The following is a 24540-nucleotide window of genomic DNA, read 5'->3' as shown; positions in this document are numbered from 1 at the left end:
GCCCCAAGTAGGCCTCTTGATCGTTCATATTTAAGGAAGCGTTTCAACCACATTAATTGGATGCAAATCGCCATCCACAGCAAATGAAGCCTGCCCCGTCTCTTCGGAGACAACCAACACAACCGCATCCGTCAATTCACTGAGCCCCAGTGCTGCTCGATGACGAGTGCCTATTTTCCGTTCATGCACTTCCGCTTGCGACAACGGCAGCACATTACCAGCGGATACAATCTGATTGCCACGTATCAACACAGCCCCGTCATGCAGAGGTGCACCGGGAATAAACAGCGATTCAAGCAGCGCATGGGTAAGTCTTGCATCCACAGTCACGCCTGAGTGAATGATCGACTCCAACGGAATCTCCCGTTCAATCACAATCAACGCCCCATATCTCCGGTCAGATAGATGCTGTACGCTCGATGTTAATTCGGCAAACTTCTCGGTAAAGGGTGACAGATAACAATCCAGATAAAACGAAGAGGCGAGCACCTCGATCTGCTTAATTTCCGCTCGAATCTCTGCAAACTGCCCCAACAGACAGACACTGTCATTGTCAAAACGGGATAACGTCGTGTTCATTCGATCCGCCACACGATGCAGATCTGCCTTGAGCTTCTGTCTCATCGAGGAACTGTCACAGTCTGCTTGGTGAGTCATCATTCGCCGCCTCCTCTGGTTGGGTTGGGCTTCACGCCGCATCATTAGTACCCATACCTTCCCCTCCGTAGCAGATATTTATGCAATGGCAGGGTGGTATGAGCTAATCATGTTCGTGAATGTCACTGATATAACAAGCAAAAAAAAGAGCCTGTCCGCAAACTCCACGGTCAGACCCTATTCGCATGTTGAGTTGATGTCTACTTCACTTATTGCGCTTTGCCGTATGAACCTGTCTTAAATGTAGTCGGATCATACCATTTGTACCCTGCCGCGGGTGCAGCCCATGGCTCAAGTTGCGGCTCGGTTGACGCAGCCGGAGCTTCGATAGGAAGCAGGCTTGTTGCCGTATCCAATGTCAGTCCTGGCACTTGTGCCAGACTGGTGTAGCTCTCTTTGACCGCGAGCCATTTCACAGTATTCACAAGGAAAGTTGCATCATCCACTTCTTTGAATCCATCATAGGTCTTCTTGGTAGCACCGGTCTCTTCACGCAAATATTTCGGAGTCGCGTCTTCCACAGGTGAAGAGTCACCGATAAATGCGGCTTTGCCTGCACCAACCTTTGCAATGGCAGCATAGGCTCCTTCAGCTCGTCCACCACCATTGTATACGCCCTGATCCACGGCATTGCCCCACTTGGACACACCACTTGGTACATACACCAAACCTTTGGCTTTGTTCGGGTCTATAATCGCAATGGTCGATCCCGCATGCATGGCTACAGAATTTACACCAGTCGTAATGCCGAAGGATTGTGCAGGTGCAACGATATCCGATGCGTTCACATCTCCAAGGGCATTGTAGCGGAAACGGACACCAAAGTTCGTCGCGAGCCAGTCTGAACTCGTCACACTCTGCATGGCTGGTGATTCGGCTTCAGCCGAAGACATGCCTTTGGCCGGATTCAGGAAGGCACCGCGGCGATAGCCATTGAATACTTCGGAAGAATCCCAGCGGTTTTTGTTGCGGTCTGCATTATAGTGGTCGGAGATGAAGAAGATACTTCCTCCGTTCTGTACGTACTGCACCAGCGCTGCCTGCTCAGTCGCTTTGAACGGCACGTTGGCTTCGCCGATGACAAAGACGTCGTAATCTTTCAATTTATTATAGGTGATAGCTTGCTCACCGAATGTATACGGGATGCTGCGTTCCAGCTGATCCACGGCAAAGCCTGCGTTTCGCAAACCATTGGCAAAATCCGAAAATGCCCCGTCAATAATCCAGTCGGCAGCACCTGCTGTCTGGGCGTGGGTATTATCAAACAATACTTTCTTGCCGGTACCGTCCGGCAGTGTTGTGCCCGGGTTTGGTTCTGGATCAGGATTGGTTGTTCCGGAGGAAAGTGTGATGGACGTTGGGTTTTTGACTCCTGCATAGCTGTTGTAGGCACCCAAGGTTCCGGTTACGATGATCTTTTTGCCTACAAGACTGGGGTTGGACGCCAATCCATATTGCGAACGGAAAGATGAGGGAATCTGTACATCCAATAATCTGGCGTTGGTCCGCTCTGACGCTGAATCTGCAATCAGAACATTAAAATCATTGGCATAGGGAGATGTAAACTTCGCGGTAAGCGACCCGGTAGCATGTCCAACAATGATTCCTTCAACCGTTGCTGTGCCTCCACCGCTCTGGGCAGCGATGGCCTGAGATACCGTAAGTGGTGCTGCAGCTTGTACCGGACTTTGCGAACCCGGCCCCAGCAGTGCGGTTGCCATCATGATAAAGACCAGGAATGCCCCGATCCAGTGCTGCCATAACGCCTTCTTCATATTCCCTTTCTCCTCCTCCAAATTACCTGATAATGGGTTATCCTCCTTTAATTTAATTGTTCATATGCTGAATTCCTCTTTCTTTTTGTAAAGTTTATGAAAAAGTTTAGAAGTTGAGTCTATTGGCCCATACTGATTATCATTAGAATTCCATTTACCGAAGGAGTAAAACGATGATGAAGTTGGTATTTTTAATACTCTTGTTGATTGTTCCGCTGATTATGGCTTATGTTGCTCTTCGTTCCCGGATGGTTAGACGATTGTTTCATATTCTTGCGCTACTCTGTTTCTATAGTGCGGCAACCGTCATTGCTGGTGATGTGTATGCGACGAATGCTCATATGACCACATTCACCACCGAGATTCACCATTTCCTGTTGAATGGCTGGTTCCTGTATCCGTCTGCATATCTCGGTGTATACATTCCCTATGTGCTGTGGATGAGCCTATTTTCAGAAAAAAGTTGAATTCGATGCGGACTTGGGATTGCATTTTGCCAGCGTTCATTGCATAATGAATATATAAACATGATAATGATTATCATTCTTGAACTTGTCTCTTTGTAACTTTCTACTGCATATGATTTTACGATTTTATAGATAAAGGGGAACGAACATCGAATGAATACAACTCTGCAAAAGGCTGATCTGCAGCTTGACGATTATTTGGATCTTCTGAACCTGGCAACCACTCTGGGTGATACGAGATGGCAAAAGGAAATTATCCGTAAGCTGGCGTATACTTATCCCGCAGTTCAATGTAAACAACCACAATAGCATGCCACATACATCATAGATCTACATTATGGCTCATGACCGATTCATTCGTTGAATCTGTTATGGGTTATTTTTGTTGTACAATGTACAGTAAAGTTATTCAAAAGTGAAGGAGTGAACAACGTTGCAATTGGAGACTGACAGACTGATCATCCGGGAGATTCGGGAGACAGACTGGAAAAGTATACATAGCTATACATCCATGACAGAAGTTACTCAGCATACGGCATGGGGCCCGAATACGGAAGAAGATACACGAGCATACGTGCAGTTTGTGTTGGACACACAGCAGGCACATCCAAGAGAGGGCTTTGAACTGGCGATATGTTTGAAAAGTGATGGAACTCTCCTCGGCGGAGTGGGTATTCACGTGATGGAGAAAACCAATGCAGAGATCGGTTATGTCCTTAACCCCGCTTACCAAGGGAAAGGTTACGCCGCCGAAGCAGCCCGCGCTTTACTAGGTTTCGGTTTCAACGAACTGGACGTTCACCGGATTTACGCCAAATGTCGTCCGCATAATACAGCTTCGGAGAATGTCATGAAGAAGATTGGCATGCAGCGAGAAGGGCTATTACGTGAGCACTGGTTCTACAAAGGTTCCTTTCATGACTCTGTGATCTATTCGATTCTTGCAACGGAATATGAACATGAACAATTTCAAAGAAACACAAAAAGCTGACTCCCATATATGGGACGCCAGCTTTTTTTCTTTTACTCCGTAACGATCCCAATCGCCAATGGAGGTGAAGCCTTGAAGCCTCATTTGCAATCCAAATCAAATTTGTCCCTCAGGGATGCAACCGTTGTGCTTCCCTCAACTCGGAACACCGGAACAATCTATGTTACAGTCGGCACAGCTCTACCGGACAGCTCGGGAACGTCGGACATCCGCACATACAGCGCAGGGCTGCCAGGTCTCGAATCATCAGTTTGCCGTCCATCATATCCAGCGTACCTTGTTCCTTCCATGCCCCCAGCATCCTTGTTACACTCTCCCGGGTCGCTCCAATCATCTCGGCAAGATCGGTATGGTTCAGCTTCATGTCCAGCACAATGCCATCCGGTGTAACCCTGCCATACGAATTGCTGGCACGGATCAGTGTCGAAGCGAGCGCACCCGCCTTGCCATAGAGCAGCAAATCACGGAATCTCGACTGGGTGATCCGCTGCGACAGTGCCATCCATTGCAAGAATTTCAAGGCAAGGTCGCCATGTTTGCTGAGTATACTTTCCAGATCGCTAAGCGAGATAATGGCCAGTTCCCCTTTTTCCGCCATCTCTGCACTGTAGCTATGATTCAATCCTCCGATGCCGCCGAATTCACCGATGAGATCGCCGCTTTGCTGAATGGATAAAATAATTTCCTTGCCATCCTCCGTCGACTTGGTCATTTTCACTCGTCCCGAACGAATGTAGTACAGATATCCGGCTTCATCGCCTTCGAGAAAGAGACTATACCCCGACTTCACCCGTTTGGGCTGCATTTTTGCTTCAATCAGGCCCCATTGCTCAGATGTAACAAACGAAAGGATTCCGCCTGTTTCTCGTGTCATTTTGCCCGCCTCCGTTTGTTTCTGCTCTGCTCTCTGGGTTGTTCTTTCTACAAATACTGTACCCATAACCTTCGTCCCCCTCGGTGATTCCTTATGTATCTATCATACCGTGAAAGTAGCGCGAGGGTTATCGGGGGATTACCTGATCATTAACGAGAAACTCCCTGAGTTTGCTGTGAGAAAAGTCACATTTCACCGATATGCCTCATCCTTCGCATTTCTTCAATCCCTTGGTGCACCTGACTCAGGAGCCCTCCACTGCCTAAGTTCAGTAGATTATAGAACGGAAATAGGGGTTTTCCCTGAATTACAACGTACGGGAAAGGGTCTACAATAGAATTAACATTGTAATACCCTTACTTTAAGATGATCCTGTTCAAAGGTTAATGATAATAATTACAGGTTACGTACGTTATAATTTCGAAAAAGGAAGTGTCCTCTCATGCATGATGAACTGCCATCTGGCATTCAGGAGATGATCGACGGCCTGCGCCTGAACACATCCAGCGACTTCTGTGGACTTGCCTGTCTGAACGGGACGATGCTACGCTGGAAGTATACCTCTGGGGCTAGTAATGAACGGGTGAAACGCATGGAAATGCGCCCCGGACAAGATCTGGTGGGCACAGCCCTTCGGACTGGACGCACAGCCCGATCTGATGCACAATCCACCGGGGAGCATACACCCGGTCGTTGCCCGTTAATGCTTGCTGAGCGGCTGGTATGTGCCATAGCGGTACCTGTGTTCCAGGAAGGAAGCGTGCCTGGCGCCGTGCTGCTCGTTGGCAGCAGATTGCCTTGCACCTTCTCCCCGGATATGATCCGGCAGACGGAGCAAGTCGCTCTACATCTTCAGCCGAAGGTGTTTGGATAAAGTTTGAACTAGAGCGTGAGAGAAGCTATTCGGAGATTAAAGCTCTGAATGGCTTCTTTTTTTGTTATGATATAGATAGAACTAAGGAAGCGGACAGGGGGAAATCATGTGATTCAACTATTAGTTGTAGACGACCATGTTGTCGTGCGTTCCGGGCTGATCGCCTTACTTGAAGGAAAGAATGATATACATATCGTTGGAGATGCCGCAGATGGCGATGAAGCCATTGCCAAGGCTCAAGAGTTGATGCCAGATGTCGTCTTGATGGATTTCAGCATGCCACCAGGAAAAGACGGTCTGACCGCTACGGCTGAATTGAAGAAATTGATGCCAGATGTCTCCATTTTGATACTAACCATGCATGACGATGAAGAATATCTGTTCCGCGCCATCCATGCGGGAGCATCCGGATATATACTCAAAAGTGCGCCGCATGAAGAATTGCTTGCTGCGATTCGTTCCGTAGCAGAGGGTAGCGCCTATCTGTACCCAAGTGCAACCAAGCGGCTGATGAGTGAATACCTGGACAAAGCCAAACAGGAAAACGCCGGACCGTATGACACGTTATCCGAGCGGGAGAAAGAGATTTTGTCCTGGATTGCCAAAGGATATGCCAACAAAGAAATCGCCGAACATCTGATCATCAGTGTCAAAACGGTCGAATCCCACAAAAGCAATCTGATGGAGAAGCTTGGCCTGCGCACACGACCGGAACTGGTGAAGTTTGCCATGAAAAAGGGGTTGCTGAACTTTGAGTAGTGCACGCAAGAACAGACTAAGTGGACTCGCAGACCAGCCCGTACGCCTCCTGCTGAACGAAATCGATAATCACATTACGGATAATGAATTTCGCAGCAGGTTGAAGGGTTCCCTGCATCAACTGAGTGATCTGAAATTTGCCTTGGATGAATCCTCTATTGTAGCCCTGACAGACCGCAAGGGTAAAATCCAGTATGTGAATGATAAATTCTGTGAAATCTCGCAGTATGAGCGCGAGGAACTGATCGGTAAGGATCATCGAATCATTAATTCCGGATACCATGGCAAAAGCTTTATGAAAAACCTGTGGGACACGATATCCTCAGGTAAGGTATGGAACGGGGAAATTCTCAATCGTGCCAGAGATGGCAGTCATTATTGGGTCAACACCACCATCGTGCCTTTCCTTGATAACGACGGGGAGCCCTATCAATACCTGGCTGTACGCAGCGAGGTCACCAAGCTGAAATCCGTCGAAGCCGAATTGCAAAAGATGATGTCCCAAGTGATGAATATTCAGGAAGAGGAACGACGCCGGATCTCGCGTGAACTGCATGACGGGATTGGACAGAGTCTCTTCTCTCTGGTGATTCAGATGGATCGCCTGCTGGCAGACCAGCCTCACCCCGGGGTTGAAGCACTTCGTAAACAGGTCACGGGTATCATGGAAGATGTACGCGGTATGGCATGGGAGCTGAGACCATCCGTTCTGGATGACCTGGGTGTTGTTCCGGCGATTCGTACGTATATCGAGAATTACACCCGTCACTACGGGATCGAAGTTGATCTGGAATGTAATTTGCGCAAACGACTGGAGATGAACCGGGAGATAGCTATCTATCGGATTATTCAGGAAGCCTTAACCAATGTCGCGAAGTATGCCGATGTTGCCGAGGCACGTGTTACTATAGAAGACGCTGAGAACATGACGATGGTTATTATTGAAGACCAAGGTGCTGGATTCAGCGAAGCAACCGCAGGCAATGGCGTTGGATTGTTCAGTATGGAAGAGCGTGCCCGTGGTGCAGGAGGAACGTTGAGAGTTTCTTCCGAGCCTGGCGAAGGGACCACCGTTACCCTTTTACTGCCCAAGACAGCACAGGGATAACCGTACATGCTTCGTATCACACTTTGTGCTTTACTCCAGCTTATCTATTATTTAACGGCTGCTCGCTATTGGACTGTGCGAGTGGTCTTTTTATTTCCGATTGGTCGAAATGACAAAATGAAGGCTCAAAATCGGTTAAATTCAATAATCATGATAAATAGATTGACTCCAGTTACGATTCGTCATTAAACTATGAATGCCACATACACATTGTATGATTAGTAAAATTTCATTGTTCATTTCATATAGCGAGAGAAAAGGATGGTCAACATGTCAGAGAAACGCTCCTCCAAAGGAGGAGAAATTCCACAAATGTACAATCTGGACGAGATGGATCGCAAAATCATCGCCGCGCTTCACCAAAACAGCCGAATATCCTATACGGATCTGGGTACACAGATCGGGTTGTCACGTGTAGCTGTTCAGGCCCGCATTAATGCGTTATCCGAAAAAGGAATCATCGAACGCTTTACCGTTGTAATCAACCCTGGCAAAGTTGGGCTTCAGGTCTCGGCCTTTTTTAATGTCGATGTTGAACCGCCCTTCCTGGATGAAGTCGCTGAGAAACTGGATGAAGAGCCAGCCGTCACCAGCCTTTATCATATGACAGGCCCGAGTACACTGCACATGCACGGTATTTTTGCGGATATGGAAGAGATGGAGCAGTTTTTGCTGGAGAAGCTCTATAAGATGCCGGGTATCGTCAAAGTGGAATCACAGCTATTGTTGAAACGTTATAAAAGCCGGATGGGCATGAGACTCTAGGAGGAAATCAGCATGGGTTGGAAAGATTACAACGGTCTCGTCATCGGAATGGTACGAACCGGAATTCTCGGATATGGCGGCGGCCCTTCGGTGATCCCGTTAATCCGTTACGAAGCCGTTACGCGTTACAAATGGGTCAGTGATGAGGAGTTCGGCGAGATTTTGGCTATCGCCAACGCCTTGCCGGGTCCCATCGCGACCAAAATGGCCGCATATCTCGGTTATAAAACCAAAGGTGTGCTGGGCGCGATCGTGTCCGTACTCGCTCACATTTTACCGACAAGCATTGCCATTATCGCGCTGCTCGGTTCCATGTACGCGCTACGCGAGTCGAAAGTGGTAGCAGGCATGGTAGCCGCCGTGCGGCCGGTCATTTTTGTCATGCTAGGCATGATGGCTTATGAATTTGCCATGAAAGCCTGGAAGGGACTTGGTAAAGTTTTTGCCGCCCTATTCGGCGTAATTGCCTTTGTACTATTGCAGCTACTGGATATCCATCCAGGGATTGTGATCGCAGTTTTCCTTGGATATGGTGTCTTCCATCTGGATTTGGTTCAGCGCTTCAAGTCCAAAGGCGAGTCCGATAAGGGGGTGTCCTAAGGATGCTCCAGACCTGGTGGGAATTATTTTGGGGATTTTTCGTAGCAAACATCTTGGGATATGGGGGCGGTCCAGCTTCCATCCCGCTTATGCAGGAAGAGATTGTGAACCACTACCAATGGATGACCACCGAGCAATTCGGTGATGTACTGGCGATTGGTAACGCCCTTCCCGGCCCGATTGCAACCAAAATTGCTGCATTTGTCGGGTACCACGTAGCAGGCTGGTTTGGGGCATTTATCGCAAGTTTTGCCACAATCGTGCCTTCCGCAACCGCACTAATTATATTACTTCGTCTGTTGAACAAACATCGCACTTCACCAAAAGTCAAAGGTATGACTCTCCTCGTACAGCCTGTTATCGCCGTACTCATGATTCTGCTCACATGGGAATTCGGTCAGCTATCCACCGATTCCATCGGCATCTGGCAGACGTTGATCATTGCAGGCATCTCGCTCTGGGTCATGACCAAAACCAAGCTGCATCCGGCCATTCTGATCGTGATCGCTTTTGCCTATGGTGCGCTGGTACTGTCTCACACGATGTAGTAGTAGAACATACAGGGAACGTCACAGAATCACTTGGTTATACATCTGTAATAGGGTGGTGTATGCAAGGGTTCTGGACGTTGGCGAATGGCTAGATTATTTTCATTTTCTAAGGAACTCAGGACGTCTTATTTGGTCTTTAGGTCCTCTTTATAAATTGTAAGGAATCTCAGACACGTTATATACCAAAATAACCTGACAAAAGCACTATAAAAGACTGTACTTTCCGATATAACGTGTCTCAGATTCCTTAGATTTCTGCAAACGCTCCAGACCCCTGAATAAGACGTTTCAGATTCGTTAGCGCTTGAAGACATGCCTAGTTTATAAACAAAAAACGGTGATGCCAGCTATTAGCTGGCATCACCGTTTTATTTGCGCGTTTCACACTCACATTTGGAAAAGCAATTACTTCGCTTCAACCACTACCGTTACTTTGGTTTTCACACCTGCAAATGTTACTGTAATCGTTGCTTTACCTTTGCCGTTCGCCTGAATGATTCCATCTTTCACCGATGCTGTTGCAATACGGGAAGATTTCCAGAGAGCCGGTTTGGATACATCAGCTTCACTGCCATCGGCATACGTTGCAGTTGCAGCCACGGTTACCTTTTCACCAGGTTTCAGGGTCAACGTTACTTTATCCGTCTGCAAATATTTCAGTGTATCCACATCTAGAGCAATCGTTACAGACTTGCTGCCGTATTTTGCTGTGATTTTGGCTTTACCTGAACCTGTAGCTTTGACTTTACCTTTGGTCACTTGAGCTACTTTGTAGCTGTTCGTTTTCCATTCAGCTTTGTCAGAAACATCACGCTCGCTACCGTCGCTCAAGAAGGCAGTTACCGTCAGATCAGCTGTATCGCCTGATTTCAGGGAAAGAACCGGCTCGGAAGCTTCAATACGTGTGATGACATCCACTTCAACTTGGATCGTCACTTTTTTGGAGCCGTATTCTGCTGTGATGTTGGCTTTACCACTGCTGTTACCTGTGATCACGCCTTTTTTCACATCTGCTACACGTGCATTGCTGGATTTCCAGGTTGCTTCGGATGTAACATCCAACGTGTTGCCGTCCTCATCCGTACCTGTTAGAAGAATCGTCTGAGTTTCTTTGGCAGACAGAACAACGAAGTTCACATCTGCTTCCAGTCCACTAGCCATACCTACTTCAACAGGCAGAGTCAGTGTTTTGCCTTCAATCTTCGCGGTAATGGTTACTTTACCTGTAGCAACACCTGTGATAACCCCTTTGCTATCTACCTCAGCGATTTTGTCGCTGCTGCTGCTCCAAGTTGCATCTTCAGATATATCTTTGGATGTTTCACCATACAACGCCAGTACTTTGGCAGAAGTCGTTCCACCAACGGCTACCGATGCTTTTTTCTTGTCCATCTCATACTTGTCTGCTACGTCTACATTCACTGTGAATTTAACCGTTTTACCGCCATAAGCTACAGTGATCGTAGCCGTACCGGATTTGTATGCAATTAGATCGCCGTTTGATACATATACGACATCTGGATTGCTTGAAGTCCATGTTGCTTTGGAAGTTACATTTTCTGTACTGGCATCAATATATTCGGCATTGGCTACCAATGTCTTAGACTTGTTATCACCGGTAACACTCATGGCGAGCTTGTCATTTACATCTTTGATATCCAGATATCTTGCCGTATCTACATCTACAGCAATTTCTACAGTTTTTCCACTATAGGTTGCTTTGATCGTTGTTGAACCTGCGCTAATGGCTGTAATCTGCCCCTTGAATACCGTTGCAACTTTCTCGTTGCTGGATGTCCATGTCGCCTGATCCGTTACATTCACATCGCTGCTGGTTGGATAAGAAGCCGTTAATACGATATTGGCTGTATTCTTGTCCCCACCCAAACGGAAGAAAATACTTTGTTTCTCCACACTCAGCTTGCTGGTCAGATCCACATCCACGTCAACGGATACAGATTTCGTACCGTATTTGGCTGTGATCTTGGCAGAACCTGCCGAGTATCCTGTAATTTCGCCTTTGAGAACGTCTGCGACCTTCTCATTGCTGGATGTCCACTCCGCCAGATCGGTTACATCTTTGGTTGTACCATCTGGATACGTAGCCGTCACTTTCACACTTTCACTTTTGTTCAACAGCAAGTTAACTTGCTGTTTATCTACATCTACACGTTTAACCACTTCAACGTTAACATCCACCGTCACGCTTTGGCTGCCAACTTTGGCTGTGATCACAGCTGTACCCGCGCTTTGTCCAGTTACTTTACCATTCACAACGGTAGCAACCTTCTCATCACTGGTAGACCATTCTGCAGTACTTGCTGCTTCATTATTTGTTTCATTGTCACTATACGTTGCTGTCAAAATAACTTCTTTTGTATCTCCCGTGCGCAAATCCAGACTTTGCACGTTTTTCGAAAGAGCTTTGACCTTCTTCGTTACTTTCACTTGAACGGTCTGACTCTGGCCCTGGTAAGCTGCGGTAATCGTCGCTTTACCTTCTTTTTTGGCCGTGATTGCACCATTATATACAGTTGCTATCGAAGTATCTTCGCTACTCCAGGTTGTACTAATCGTTACATTAGCCGAGGTATTATCTGAATATACCCCTGTCACCGTAACAGACCCAGAATCACCAACTTCGAGCGACATCTCATTCTTGGAAACCACAATTTTGGACAGTTCTTTATCTGCCGCAGCGGCCAAGCCTACGTTGGAAATACTCAGCATCAACACCAGCATCATCACCATGTACTTGGTCAATCTTGGCTTTAACATCATTTCCCCCCGATTATCATCATTTTTTTCCTTATGTTTTATGTCGGCAAGTCCTTTCCAGATGTTTAGACTTTCAGGAAATTTTCAGGGAATTCTATGGAAATTAATTTATCTTCTATTCCTGTTTCAACCGATCATACCTGCGAATATTGCGCATACCTATGTATATTGGCAGTCTTGAACTTCTTTTAACAGGATTGGAGGAAACATAATGCATCAGCCTTTTGATTACATCGGGTATTGGGAGGAAACATATCGTTCGGGTGAAACTTCTGGGAGGGGTTCATACGGGGTTTTGGCTGAATTCAAGGCCGAGGTCGTGAACGGACTGATTCAACGTGAAGGGATTCATCGTGTCATTGAGTTTGGATGTGGGGATGGCAACCAGTTGCAATACATGAATTATGAGGACTACCTGGGCGTGGATGTAGCGGCTTCTTCCGTAAAGCGTTGTGCTTCCCAATTTGCCAAGGATTCGTCCAAGAGTTTCATGCTGTATACACCAGGCCTATGGATTAACCGTGGTTTCCTGCAAGCCGATCTGACGGTCTGTCTCGATGTGTTATATCACATCACGGATGAAACGGATTTTCGTAATACCCTCTATGATATTCTGCACTCCTCAACAGCATGGGTGGTGCTTTACACCCGTTTGAAAGAAAACGGCAACCCAGGGATTGATACAATCCAGGACCGTAATCTGTTTGAGTATCTCTTCGACTACCCTGATTTCAAAGTTCATGAGATTATTCCGCAGCGCTATCCAGATCAATCTTCTGCCGACTTTGTCATCCTGAGACGTACACCTTCGAAGTGAAAATCGATTTTTTTCAGTAAAGCATAGCTAATTCTGCACCCCAACTGGACCCGTAAGAATGAGATATTCATAGGCCAGATACTTCTTTTGTCTTCTTTCGATTATGTACACCATCCACCTGTCCACTCACCTTGATTTGTCTATTCAAAGCTCAAGCTTAGGTATACTCCGTCTCCAATAGAAGGGATATCGTTCCTAATACTGGAGACAGCCTCACGTGGACAGGTGATGATGGTTTGCTACTGATGCTACTGACAACTAAATACTGAATATATAACTGGTTAACTATTTGAATCTAATGAAATAATTCGAAGGCTCACAACACTAATACCTTACTAATCCGTTCTCCCCTTCAGTTCTTCCAGCCCGTAGTTCTCAATTCTTCTTTTAAAATAACCCCGCATGTCCACGCAGCTTCGCCAGCGCTTCCATATAGAAATAATCGCCGTATATAATCGGCACATTCAGCCCTCGCCCTTCCGGGTAATGCACCGTTCCCTGCATGATTAGACCTTCTTCCGCTGCCGAGTCGCCGGAGCTATAGTGCTCATGCAAGCCGCGGACGATACGTTCTCCCGCGGCAGCATAGGTTTCCCCGCGTGGCGACAGCTTCGCCAGCTCAAGCAACCCGCTCGCGGCAATCGCCGCAGCGGACGAGTCCCACGCCACCTGATGCTCCGCAGGTGCGCGGAAATCCCACACCGGCACGATCTCTTCGCCAAGCATGGCGAGGAAGAAATCGGCCGCACGCTCCGCTGTCTCCAGATATCGGGCTTCGCCCGTATACCGGAAAGACAGCGCAAACCCGTGCAACGCCCAGGCGGTGCCCCGCGCCCAAGCGGAACCTGGAGCATGGCCCTGTCCGCCATGCTCTCGCAGCTTCTGCCCCGTGTGTGGATCGAACTCCACCACGTGGCAGATGGACCCGTCAGCGCGGATGAATTCGCGCGCCACGGTGTCCGCATGCGCTTCCGCCAGCCAGCGGAAGCGAGGGTCGCCGCTCTGCTCGGATGCCCAGTAGAGCAGCGGCAGGTTCATCATGCTGTCAATGATGGCTACGCCGCGCGTATCCATTGCTGACGAGCTGAAGTTCCAGGCGCGGATGAACTCACCGCGCACGTGGAACCGGGCAGCGAGCAGGTTGGCGGCAAGCATTCCGCGCCGCCGTCCATCCATGCTACCCGTCTGGCGGTAGTTGGCTACGCCACTAAGCAGCCAGATGAACCCCAGATCGTGATCCACCGATTCGGGATCACGCAGACAACCTTCCAGTTGCCGCTCACAGCTTTCGGCAATGCGATGTAACGGAGCGACCGCTTCACTTTCCGGCGCATCCCCATAGACCAGCCATAACAATCCAGGCCAGAAACCTGCTGTCCACCATTCCGGATCATTCCGGTCATACGTCCCCTGCGGGGCAATGTGTGGAAATGTATCCTTGATCCGCTTTGCATTCCGAATTGTCTTGGCAGCGCCCTGTTGCCACGCTTCCTCGAGCCATTTTACCGACGTTGATGTGTTCATGAACATAATCCCTCCTCGATTCAATACCAGACATCTATGCTTGATGCTCCAGCTCATCCTCAACTTATCTATAGCGTCCAATAGCTATCAGTTAAATATCACTAATCATCCACGAATAACACTTTTAACTATGCTTCGAGCTGTTTTGAGATGTTTGGAGATCTAATGATCCTCAACCTGAACACCTTCAGTTAACCTCGCCCAATCGGATCGCAAATGACAACCTACGTGCTCCGTTCACTTCAATCCGGGCTTCCTTCAGTAAACCATTACGGGAGGCCACGGCCTGTTCCTCCAGATGAATTATGGCTCCCTGATCCAGCGCAGTGGATTCTACATACGCCCCCCGATACTTCGTTCGTACGCTATGATCCGTATGGGTAATTACCGCCTGTTCACGACCATCATGGAACATCAACGGAATGAGTGCCCCTGCTGCCGCGATCTCTCCTTCGAATTCATACGTTATAGTCAGCACATCCGCCTGTTGTACATAATGAGTACGCAATGTTTCAATTCCGGGTAATGGACCGACCCATGTCACGGCAAAAGCATTCTCCAAGGCGTTCACGCCATCTTCTGCCGCTCTTTCCTCCAGATGCTGCTCCACTTGGTTCCGTGTATCAGGGTCCACCTTCTCATACACAATGGAACCACCTCCCTGAGCAGGGTCTAATCCAACATCCCGATCATATGCACCACCGGATGGAATCCCCTCTGCAAGACTGTGCCATACCCCATCTGGTGTCTTCCAGGCAGGACAGTAACTGAGCGGACGAACCGCCCCTTCGGCAAATTCCGTGAACCCGGCCTGCACATGGCTGGCAGCCGACGGACCAATCAGACCAGGTAACCCCGTCTGTTGAATCCGTACCAAACCAGGAATCGTATACGGATCATTCATCGCCGTGTGTAATACCAGTTGCTGACCAGGTATGGAAGCAATCACAGTTTCAAACCACCCATCGGTCTGCAAAACCCTGCTGCCTAACTCGGAAGGAAGGTATACTTCGCTCACATCGTCTCCCGGATCACTGAGACAAGCGTGAGCAAGCGCTGCTGCCGTCCACAGGTTGTAACAGGTGTGGTTGGTATATATCTCGTACCCGTGCCGATCTTCTGGCGCGTATTCATTGCGTACGATTTTCAAACGTCCATCTTCCATCTTCCAGCGCTCAACAGCAGCAAAACACCGATTAGCCGCACGTGCAAAAGCACCCGCCATCACCCGATCTCCCGCCTTCAGAGCCTGCGTTGCATGTGTGGAGCATACATAAGCGGCCGCCGCTTCATTCCACTGATGCTGGGAGCTGCGACCACGCGGTGGAATCTCACCTAGCGGCGAGAGCGTCAGTAACGAGCTGAAGGCACCATGGCGCAGTTGCTCACGTAACGTATCGGCAGTGGTTCCCTCGTAACCAGCTTCAAGCATCACCCCAAGGTGATAACGGGTGGCAATATCATAGGAAAATGGACAATTTGGACGGTCCAGCGGTCCATCCTGATACAAGCCAAGGGCCGTAAACCGGGGTAGATGATAGGCTTCCAGATATCGATCCATCCACGCAGTACCCTCATTCGCCAGCTGTTCATGCCACCGCAGATATTCGCCAGAGATCATAATGGCGTTCCAGTTAATCATGCGATTGGGATTGTTCATCTTGCTCATCGTAAATACATAATCTTGTTCAGGACTGATTGTCTTGAGTGCCTCAGCCCAGATCTGTGCATGTTCAGGCAGGTGTGATTTCAACAACATATAGGCTCTCATCATGAGCACCGGAAAAAAATCAGGGTGATTGTCTGGTGCGCTACCATTGACCACGGTATCAATGCTCTGTGACAGGGCTATTGCTGCCGATTGGAGCAAATCTGTACGCCCTGCATCAACCAGAACTGCCGCAGCCATCGCATAGGCCGGTGTAGAATAATATCTCTCCACACCCGAGAACGGGTCGATAATTGCCCCCTGGCTGTCCTGATATGGTGTGTAAGCGCGAACAACACTTTCAACAAGTGCCAACTTGCGCTCCCTATTCCAGCCGTCTGCCGGAGGGGGGCCCGCTTGTTCTGCCAATGTACGGTAATGTTCGAGTTCGTCTTTCCATGGATACGTGGACGCAGATGTATATTTACTCACGCATGCTCACCTCGGTTTCTCCCATTTTCGGTTCAATGATGAAGCGTACCTCACATACCGTTTCAAGCGGATTAGGGCGTTCTGTCCGAACATCCGTCTCATCAATTGCACCTGTCCATGATAGTGACGTCCGATAGAATGTGACTGGAACATTATCATGATCAACTGTGTCCAGTTTCTCCGTAAGAATTTTCCACTGGTTCGCATCATACGTCATATGGACCGTTCCATGTACACCTTGCCAGCCAAGATTACCGCTCTTCACCACTTCAGGCTGTACTCTACTCATCCATCGTTCCACAACACTTGAGCACTCTGCATGTGAATCTGAATCGTCCACCGAAGAGAATCGTTCTGCCGAAGACACCATCCTGCTCTTCCATTGAAAACGGTCAATGAGACGCAATTCCGCTCCATTCCCACTACCGTCAGCAGCCATCTCCCAATGAAATTGGCGCGTATACCGAGCCAATGAAGCAGCACCAGAGTATGCGGATGTCAGATCCAATGTTGTATTCAGCTCACCGCCACCCTCTGCCAGCTTTGCCTCTAACACATGGGCTTGCGCTTGTCGGCCCGAACTTTGCTCCTGGCCTTCAATGAGCGGAACGTTATGCCCGGATGACGAGATGTGGAACAGTTGCTCTCTGCCTGGCGCAAAATACGCTTGGGTATACAACCCTGCTCCTGGATCACACAAAATATTCTCACCACCGCAATGGATAATGAACTGCCCCAGATCATTATGGTTGTGAGGTTCATCGTTATGCCCACCTTTAATGGAAATAGCCACCTGAAGGGGTGCGCCGTTCGCATGTTTTGTATCCGGAGAATCGAACGATCCTTTTGCAATCATCCAGCACAGATTTTGAAAAATAAATCCTCGTTCAGCCTGCCCAGAGGCACCTTCATCACCGTACACTGCTGGATCGCTCCACATCACGTTCCGCAACAGATGAGCCCAGCGATGACAGGGATCATCGGTAAGCAGTGGAATATGAAACGGAAGATCTATCTGCAACCCAACCCGGGACGCGAGCAGGGAAAGCAATCCAGAAGGGATCTCTTCCTGCTCGACACTGTCCGAATAATTCACATATGTGCCGCCCGACAGATGAACTCGCAACGGGAAGGCTGCGATGGCTGTTATTTTGGAACCCGTCAGCAGATCTAGTTCGCCCTCACTGTACTCACGAAGCATCTCGGCATAATAGGTGAAATAACCAAATCCATATACCCAATATCCAATGCCTTCGGCACAGCCGCCATCCTCGCCATATCCGCTCAAGAATGCGTTCATACAGCTGACCGTATGGGAGATCGATTCCTGTAGTGTGGACTCATCCTCGATCAGCAACAATGCGGCCATGCCACAGCAGCCACCACAGACCGCCGACCAGTTGTGATCCGCTGTCTGCCAATGGAACTTCCGTTGCTCCTGGTAAAGCGGGATGAAGATTCGCCGCTCTGCTTCAGACCTGATCCGCTCTATGACAAGGCGATCCAGCCGCTCGGCGTGAATGGTCACAATCTCGGCCAGCATATGTACTGTCTCTGCGGCGAACAGATCGATGTTCCCATCCACCTGATTGACCTCTCCCGTACCCAGATGCGCGGGTAAACACCACGTATACTCACCACACACGTCCCACAACATTTCTTCCAGCGCTTGAAGGGCATCCGTCCTAGCCGTGTCCAAGGCGAGCATCGCCACAGCAGCAAGTCTGCCCCTTCGATCGAAATAAGCCTCTTCATAGGCTTTCCGCTCACCCGTATCGCTGAACTGTCGATATAGACGGAACGACAAGGAAGGCATGGGTTCATTCAAGGCACGTTCACCGTAAGCCTTCAAGTCTGTGTATAACGTAGCCAATTCAGGCCGGGATAACTTCTCCAAGAGTCTGTCGGCACTTAAGGAACTCAATGCTCTGCTCTCAGTACCACGTTGGTTTATATTTTCATTTTCGACTTCGTGAATGGAATCTTCCACTGGATTCACCACTCTTCGTTAATGGATTGTCATGCCCATATTATAATGTAATCGATTTCATTTTACCGGATATGATAGCATTTTTGAAGAATTATCCATTAGAACCCTTTCCACGACGGTACTCCCTTCTCCTTCCTAACCAAAAAAAACGAAGAACCTTCGTCAGGTCCTCCGTTGAATTCGGCCTGTCACCACAGGCTTTTTATGGTTATCTCATATTCTTAACTATCTTATATCCTCATCCTCAATTAATCCTGAATACCTATAATGCTGTTGCCCATATCCTAGCTGTCCGCTGTTGTTATCACACAATCGCAAGCGAAGAATTCTGTACAACAGACAACCATTGGCGTGCAATCAGCTCATGACCTGCTGCGGTTGGGTGTACGCCATCCCACAACCAGTACGCTGCATCCGCCTGTTTCAGAGCGTCATTAAACGTCTGCTGCAATGGTACCCACACAGCTCCAAATTCTTCAGCAAGACCTTGGGCCAGTTTCTGATATTGACCGACATACTCTTCCCAGGCTTCCCATTTCTCCGCAGTCGCTCCGGTTCTCAGAATAAACGGCTCCATCAAAATCAGCCCCGTATCCGGCATTACTTCCCGAGTTTCTTCGAGCAAATGGCGATACGCCCGTCCGAAACGATCCGTTACCCCGCTAGGTTCACCATTCATCGTGCGCCAGGCATCATTAACCCCAATCAGGATGCTGATCAGGTCCGGTTTTAGACTAATGGTATCCTCATTCCAGCGTGCGTACAGGTCCGATGCCCGATCCCCGCTGATGCCTCTGTTATAGAAGGTCTTTTGCTTGCCCGCCAGTTCCATACCCAGTTTGCTGGAGATCAGATACGCATACCCGTGTCCGAGAAAATGATTTGGATCATCATTACGTGATCTTCCCCCATCTGTAATCGAGTCTCCCTGAAACAATATAACGGATGGACTTGTACTCATGATTGAAATCGTTCCTTCCTCTTGTGCAAAATGGAAACACTGAACACCTCAGTCTCCATTTTATCCCTTTCGGCCACAATAGAAAATAGCGTTTTCATCACTATATAAGTTGGACTACATATATTTACACTGACACTACGATGACAGAACAACCTTCCAATCGCTGTTATCCCCAAATTTTTTTGATTCCCTTTTATAAAGGTGAAAATCCGAGGATAAAGGCGAACGCTTCGCTTTTTCAGGTTTTTTCTGTCCTCTCCGTTATCGTGTAATTGATTCATTCATCTTATATAGATACCCAATCTTATAAATCTTTTGGTTCTTTCTCCACATGGCCTCCGCCCTGATAGGCTGTCTCATCCTGTTTGTCGAGTACGCCTCTAAGCTTTGCCTCTTCCCACAACTCGGCCGCATCATCCTGTGGGCGGTATCCAATCTTCTGCGCCAGATAGCCAATATCATAGTAATTGTCTGTATTCGCTGAAGTCCCGTACAGATTCAGATACTTTATATCCGAATCCGCCTCAATACAACACTCGGCGAGCTGGACCATGTCCCTTGGTGATATCCAAATATGAGCCGATCGCTCCGAGTGCGGATATGTATCACCCGAGAAGTTTCCAATTCGAATGTTGAATGAGGACAGGTCATATTTGTCGACGTAATAACGTCCCAGCAGTTCAATATAACATTTGCTAAGTCCATAGAAGCTGTCCGGCCGGTACGGGTCATCCACTTCAATATCTTCACCTGTAGGATAGAAGCCTGTCGCATGGTTGGAACTTGCAAAGATCACCCGCTGAACACCGTTTAATCGTGCAGCTTCATACACATGGTAGGCTCCGGTTACGTTGATTGGCAGAACTTTGCCCAGAAAATCTTCCTCATCCTTGGCCCAGGCAATGTGCAGAACGGTGTGAACCCCCTGCATCAGTTCCTTCAGGCGTTCCCCATCGGTCACATCCATGGCTACAATGCCAGCTTCCTCGTCTTCACGCAGATCAGCCGCAACGATGTCATACGCACCCTTAGCTCTCAACCCCTCCAGCAGACTGCGACCAATGACTCCGGCAGCTCCCGTAATTAACAGCTTGCGCTTCAGTTCACTCATGAATCCAGCTCCCTTCGCTCAGATAGGCTATCTGTCCTCTATAGAACAGTATTAACCGATCAGGCGAAGGAATTACCGGATATTACAATACAACCTATATAAGTTGAACTAGCCATTTACACGAGAACGTAGAGGACAGAAAGAACCTGAAGAAGCGGAGCGTTCGCCTAAAAGCTTTCTGAAAGAAAGCTGCATCGGAAGCATACGCTTATCCCAAAATTTTCACCTTTAAAAAAGTAAATTAAAAAATCTGGGGATAACAGTGATCGGAAGGTTGTTCTGTCATCGAAGTGGTTAGTGTAAATATTCCTTAGTTCAACTATCCGATCCAATATCGCAGTATCATCATAGCCACAATACCGACCATTACGGTTCCCAGCAAACTGCGTGTCCAGATGGCTACTGCAATCGTAGGCAGGGATGCCCACAGAGCTGCATTTTGCGTAATCGGCACCAACTGGTTGCCCGACATGAATAGTTCCTGACCAATCAGCGCTGCCATGACTGCTACGGGTACATACTCCAGCCAGCGTAACAACCACATCGGAATCTGTATCTTGCTGAACAGCATCAGTGGCAGTACACGCGGGATAAATGTTAATAGCGCCGAACCCATAATAATCCAGAATACATCCCATCTTACTTCCATCGTTCCATGAACACTCCCATCGTTGCCGCAATGACCGCAGCCACAATGACACTCATGCTGCCAAGTGAAGCCATGCTGGCGAAGATTACACAGACCACGGCGATAATAGCCACATTAATGTGTATTTTTTTGTTTTTGCGATGCACCAACTGGAGTACAACCAGTCCAATAAACATCGCTGGCAGGGCATAATCCAGACCCAGTCGTTCCGGGTTAGTGATCCAGCGTCCAAAGTACGCTCCCGCCATATTAGCCACGAACCAGTTCAGATATGCGGTAATATTCAGACCGTGCATCCAGCGTTCACTGAGCCTTTCTCTGCCAATTGCACGTGTCATCGCAACGCCGAAAGACTCATCGGTAAGCAGTGAACCAATCCACATATTTTTAAGCGGGGTCAGATGCCGAAAATACGGTGATACAGCCGCACTGAGCAGCAAATGGCGAAGATTCACAAAAAATATGGTGAACATAATGGCTACTGCTGACCCATTCGATGCGAGCATGCCTGCTGCAATGAACTGAGCCGATCCTGCATATAAAATCAGGCTGAGCAGTGCCGTTTCCGCCAGACTCAGACCTGCGGTCATTTCAATGACACCCGCCGCAAAGCCAATACTCAAATAACCAAGCAGGGTTGGGATACAATCTTTGACCCCTTGCATGAATGTAGCTTGATCCCGGACCTCTTCCATGTTTTCCCGTCCAGATATCTGTAGTGTACTTTGGTCCAACTGCCGTACAACCCCTCTCCAATTTCGGTCCCCATAAACCGATATATATGGATGTAGATCCATCCAGGTCCATTCTTCATGAAAACAACTTCTTTGTGTATTCAACATGACCAGTTACATGCCCTATGGATTTCAGATTTTGCAGAATTCACTTCACATTAATTCAGAAATATACCACAAGATGTGCACTAAGGGAGAGACAGATTACTTTTATAGAACAGATGTAATCCTAAATACCTACAAAATCGAAAAATATTTTCGCGAAACTCATAAATTATGTTGAATAAACGCGAAATTTGTCATACGATAGCACCAGAAACTTCTGGAAAGGATGGAATGAAATATCTTTTACCAGATGGGCTTGTCCACTAGACATGGGGATGGGTTACACAGAGGGGGAATGTGTATGAAAAAAATTCGTAAACAAGGGGTCAAAAGAACAATGCAGATGAGAGAGAAACTGATTTTGTCATTTGCCATTGTATTGCTCATTCCAACCATTAGTCTGGGCATTATCTCGTTCCAAACAGCTGATGCCAAGGTTGAAGAGAAAATGTATGAGAACGCGATCAGCAGTGTTACTGTGCTCAACCAAACTATTGACCAGATCATTGGTGCAACACGCAAAAATGTTGATTTCCTGGCAAGTCAGCTGGATGCAGGCAATGTCGGACCCAATCAGGGTGACGAAACAGATACCATCCGTACCTTGCTCGACGCTTACAAGGAAACGCATGATGACGTGGAACTTGCCTCCATCGGTACCGATCAGGGCGTGTATATTAACTCCCCTGTAACTGCGGTGAACAAAGAAGGTTATGACCCGCGCGAACGCCCGTGGTATCAGGCTGCTACGCAGAACAAAGATGTCCCTACCGTAATCACCCCCTACTTATCAAGCAATACCGGCAATGTTGTTGCTTCAGTAGCTCAGACCTCAGCGGATGGCCATGGTGTCGTCTCTGTCAGCCTGTCGCTTGAAGCCCTCTCGAAGACGGTTAACTCCACGAAGATTGGCGAGAAGGGTTATATCTATATCATTGATAATGCCAATAAAATCATTGTACATCCTACCGAAAAACCGGGGACCGAAGGAACCATGGCACCCTATAAAGATATTTTTGCACAGAAAAACGGAAGTCTGACCTATACACTAAATGGAAACCAGGAACACGCCTTTTTCTCCACCAATGAAACGACGGGCTGGACCGTGGTTGGTGTCATTGACAGTGGGGAAGTGACGGCTTCTGTCCGTCCGATCCTATATACCACACTTATTGTTGTCGCGATTGCAATTGCGGTAAGCTCCATCATTATTTTCTGGATTGTGCAATCAATCACCAAACCACTGAACCGCTTGGTGAAGGCATCTGACGAAATTAGTAATGGTAATCTGACCATCGAGGTTGCTGTATTGGGACAGGATGAATTCGGCAAGCTGAGCACCAGCTTCAATAAGATGAGCGAATCCTTGCGAACCGTTATTCAGGACGTGCGACACACAGCTGACGAGTTAACCGCCTCATCCACACAATTGGCAGTCAACTCATCGGAGACAACCAAAGCAACAGAGCAAGTCGCCCTGATCACGGAAGAATCCGCAGCTGGACTTGAGAAACAAACAAGCAACCTGAAACATACGGCACTACAGATGAATGAACTTGCTGGAGGTGTGGGACAGGTAACGAACAGCACACAGCAAGTATCCGAAGCTGCCATGCAAGCAAGTGAGCTCGCGGATAAAGGGAATGCAACCATGCAGACGGCCGTATCCGAGATGAGTTCCGTCAGTCGCTTTGTGCAAGGTATGGCAGATACTGCTGGACGACTTGAACAGCATTCCACATCCATTGGTGAGATGGTATCTGTCATTACAGATATCGCTGCACAGACCAATTTGCTTGCTCTCAATGCTTCTATTGAAGCAGCACGTGCAGGTGAGCATGGACGTGGCTTCTCCGTTGTTGCCAGCGAAGTCCGCAAGCTGGCGGAACAATCGAGCCTGTCCGGCCAGAAGATTGTAGAGATGGTTGGAGCAATTCAACAGGAGATTTCAATGGCCAACCAGAATGTACAGATCGGGCAACAGGATGTGAGCAACGGCATTCGTGCCGTGCAGTTTGCAGATGAAGCTTTTGCCCAGATTAGTGAGGCTGTTGGGGTCGTCAATCATCAGCTTGAGAACATTGCAGCCGCCTCACAACAGATGTCTGCAAGTACAGCCGAAGTGGTGCAATCCATTGATCAGATCCACGCCATATCGGAAACCAATGCCGATGGAACGGAGAACATCTCTGCTGCTACGGAGGAGCAAGTGGCTTCCATGCAGGAGATATCATCCTCTGCTGATTCCCTTGCCCATCTGGCTCACAAGCTGCAGAAGCTGGTTGAACAATTCAAGCTGTAGTCGTTGAA

The 24540-nt window shown here is 48.2% G+C and carries 22 protein-coding genes; 11 read left to right on the top strand and 11 right to left on the bottom strand.

Going from position 1 to position 24540, the window contains the following annotated elements; all coding sequences use genetic code 11:
• Positions 1-30: 30 nt before the first annotated feature.
• Together cdaS and MHH92_RS01975 are read right to left on the bottom strand one after the other, a co-directional pair.
• Positions 31-660: a sporulation-specific diadenylate cyclase CdaS gene (gene cdaS, locus MHH92_RS01980; RefSeq protein WP_340901666.1), complete on the bottom strand. Its 630-nt coding sequence runs from the start codon at positions 658-660 to the stop codon at positions 31-33.
• A 206-nt stretch (positions 661-866) separates the two neighbouring features.
• Positions 867-2381 carry a DUF6359 domain-containing protein gene (locus MHH92_RS01975; RefSeq protein ID WP_340907610.1) on the bottom strand — a complete coding sequence of 505 codons (1515 nt, stop codon included), beginning with the start codon at positions 2379-2381 and terminating at the stop codon, positions 867-869.
• A 224-nt stretch (positions 2382-2605) separates the two neighbouring features.
• On the opposite strand from MHH92_RS01975, the gene MHH92_RS01970 reads away from it, so the two are divergent.
• The 3 genes from MHH92_RS01970 (at position 2606) to MHH92_RS01960 (ending at position 3890) form a co-directional block, all read left to right on the top strand.
• Positions 2606-2899: a hypothetical protein gene (locus MHH92_RS01970; protein ID WP_339786951.1), complete on the top strand. Its 294-nt coding sequence runs from the start codon at positions 2606-2608 to the stop codon at positions 2897-2899.
• Positions 2900-3052: 153 nt separating this feature from the next.
• Complete coding sequence (locus MHH92_RS01965) at positions 3053-3208, top strand: hypothetical protein (protein ID WP_340901665.1); 156 nt, start codon at positions 3053-3055, stop codon at positions 3206-3208.
• A 124-nt stretch (positions 3209-3332) separates the two neighbouring features.
• Entirely contained in the window at positions 3333-3890 is a 558-nt protein-coding gene (locus tag MHH92_RS01960) for a GNAT family N-acetyltransferase (RefSeq protein WP_340901664.1), read from the top strand.
• 163 nt (positions 3891-4053) lie between these two features.
• On the opposite strand, the gene MHH92_RS01955 is transcribed toward MHH92_RS01960, so the two are convergent.
• Complete coding sequence (locus tag MHH92_RS01955) at positions 4054-4830, bottom strand: Crp/Fnr family transcriptional regulator (protein ID WP_235193905.1); 777 nt, start codon at positions 4828-4830, stop codon at positions 4054-4056.
• Positions 4831-5206: 376 nt separating this feature from the next.
• Between MHH92_RS01955 and MHH92_RS01950 the strand changes: the two genes are divergently transcribed.
• The 6 genes from MHH92_RS01950 (at position 5207) to MHH92_RS01925 (ending at position 9418) form a co-directional block, all read left to right on the top strand.
• Positions 5207-5638: a GAF domain-containing protein gene (locus tag MHH92_RS01950; protein ID WP_053061344.1), complete on the top strand. Its 432-nt coding sequence runs from the start codon at positions 5207-5209 to the stop codon at positions 5636-5638.
• Positions 5639-5746: 108 nt separating this feature from the next.
• Entirely contained in the window at positions 5747-6397 is a 651-nt protein-coding gene (locus MHH92_RS01945) for a response regulator transcription factor (RefSeq protein ID WP_340901663.1), read from the top strand.
• Positions 6390-7505, top strand: coding sequence for a PAS domain-containing sensor histidine kinase (locus MHH92_RS01940; RefSeq protein ID WP_036616552.1), 1116 nt, complete (start codon positions 6390-6392; stop codon positions 7503-7505). Before MHH92_RS01945 ends, MHH92_RS01940 begins: the two co-directional genes overlap by 8 nt.
• 270 nt (positions 7506-7775) lie before the next feature.
• Complete coding sequence (locus tag MHH92_RS01935; RefSeq protein ID WP_105406131.1) at positions 7776-8270, top strand: Lrp/AsnC family transcriptional regulator; 495 nt, start codon at positions 7776-7778, stop codon at positions 8268-8270.
• Positions 8271-8282: 12 nt separating this feature from the next.
• Positions 8283-8870, top strand: coding sequence for a chromate transporter (locus tag MHH92_RS01930; protein WP_017691071.1), 588 nt, complete (start codon positions 8283-8285; stop codon positions 8868-8870).
• A gap of 2 nt (positions 8871-8872) precedes the next feature.
• A complete protein-coding gene (locus tag MHH92_RS01925) occupies positions 8873-9418 on the top strand; it encodes a chromate transporter (protein WP_017691072.1) in 546 nt (181 codons plus the stop codon).
• Between the two features lie 408 nt (positions 9419-9826).
• On the opposite strand, the gene MHH92_RS01920 is transcribed toward MHH92_RS01925, so the two are convergent.
• Complete coding sequence (locus MHH92_RS01920) at positions 9827-12199, bottom strand: Ig-like domain-containing protein (RefSeq protein ID WP_340901662.1); 2373 nt, start codon at positions 12197-12199, stop codon at positions 9827-9829.
• A gap of 211 nt (positions 12200-12410) precedes the next feature.
• Between MHH92_RS01920 and MHH92_RS01915 the strand changes: the two genes are divergently transcribed.
• Positions 12411-13016, top strand: coding sequence for a methyltransferase domain-containing protein (locus tag MHH92_RS01915; RefSeq protein ID WP_036616541.1), 606 nt, complete (start codon positions 12411-12413; stop codon positions 13014-13016).
• A 387-nt stretch (positions 13017-13403) separates the two neighbouring features.
• Here the strand turns inward: MHH92_RS01915 and MHH92_RS01910 are convergent, their stop codons facing one another.
• From MHH92_RS01910 to MHH92_RS01880, 7 genes are all read right to left on the bottom strand, one after another.
• Complete coding sequence (locus MHH92_RS01910; RefSeq protein ID WP_340901661.1) at positions 13404-14540, bottom strand: glycosyl hydrolase; 1137 nt, start codon at positions 14538-14540, stop codon at positions 13404-13406.
• Between the two features lie 187 nt (positions 14541-14727).
• Positions 14728-16680 carry a glycosyl hydrolase gene (locus tag MHH92_RS01905; RefSeq protein WP_340901660.1) on the bottom strand — a complete coding sequence of 651 codons (1953 nt, stop codon included), beginning with the start codon at positions 16678-16680 and terminating at the stop codon, positions 14728-14730.
• Complete coding sequence (locus MHH92_RS01900) at positions 16673-18670, bottom strand: heparinase II/III domain-containing protein (RefSeq protein WP_340901659.1); 1998 nt, start codon at positions 18668-18670, stop codon at positions 16673-16675. The genes MHH92_RS01905 and MHH92_RS01900 overlap by 8 nt, the downstream gene beginning before the upstream one ends.
• A 304-nt stretch (positions 18671-18974) precedes the next feature.
• Positions 18975-19631 carry an SGNH/GDSL hydrolase family protein gene (locus MHH92_RS01895; RefSeq protein WP_047840427.1) on the bottom strand — a complete coding sequence of 219 codons (657 nt, stop codon included), beginning with the start codon at positions 19629-19631 and terminating at the stop codon, positions 18975-18977.
• Positions 19632-19935: 304 nt separating this feature from the next.
• A complete protein-coding gene (locus tag MHH92_RS01890; protein ID WP_340907609.1) occupies positions 19936-20733 on the bottom strand; it encodes an NAD-dependent epimerase/dehydratase family protein in 798 nt (265 codons plus the stop codon).
• A gap of 328 nt (positions 20734-21061) precedes the next feature.
• On the bottom strand, positions 21062-21391 hold the full coding sequence (locus MHH92_RS01885) for an AzlD domain-containing protein (protein ID WP_076253932.1): 330 nt from the start codon (positions 21389-21391) through the stop codon (positions 21062-21064).
• Positions 21382-22086 (bottom strand): AzlC family ABC transporter permease, encoded by a 705-nt coding sequence (locus MHH92_RS01880; protein WP_223199960.1) that lies wholly within the window; start codon positions 22084-22086, stop codon positions 21382-21384. Before MHH92_RS01880 ends, MHH92_RS01885 begins: the two co-directional genes overlap by 10 nt.
• 445 nt (positions 22087-22531) lie before the next feature.
• On the opposite strand from MHH92_RS01880, the gene MHH92_RS01875 reads away from it, so the two are divergent.
• Positions 22532-24532: a methyl-accepting chemotaxis protein gene (locus MHH92_RS01875; protein WP_340901658.1), complete on the top strand. Its 2001-nt coding sequence runs from the start codon at positions 22532-22534 to the stop codon at positions 24530-24532.
• Positions 24533-24540: the final 8 nt, after the last annotated feature.

It is taken from the genome of Paenibacillus sp. FSL M7-1414 (assembly GCF_038003195.1).
In the GTDB taxonomy this organism is placed as follows: domain Bacteria; phylum Bacillota; class Bacilli; order Paenibacillales; family Paenibacillaceae; genus Paenibacillus; species Paenibacillus amylolyticus.
The sequence above is the reverse complement of the archived record's forward strand: the minus strand, read 5'-3'. Positions and strand labels throughout refer to the sequence as shown.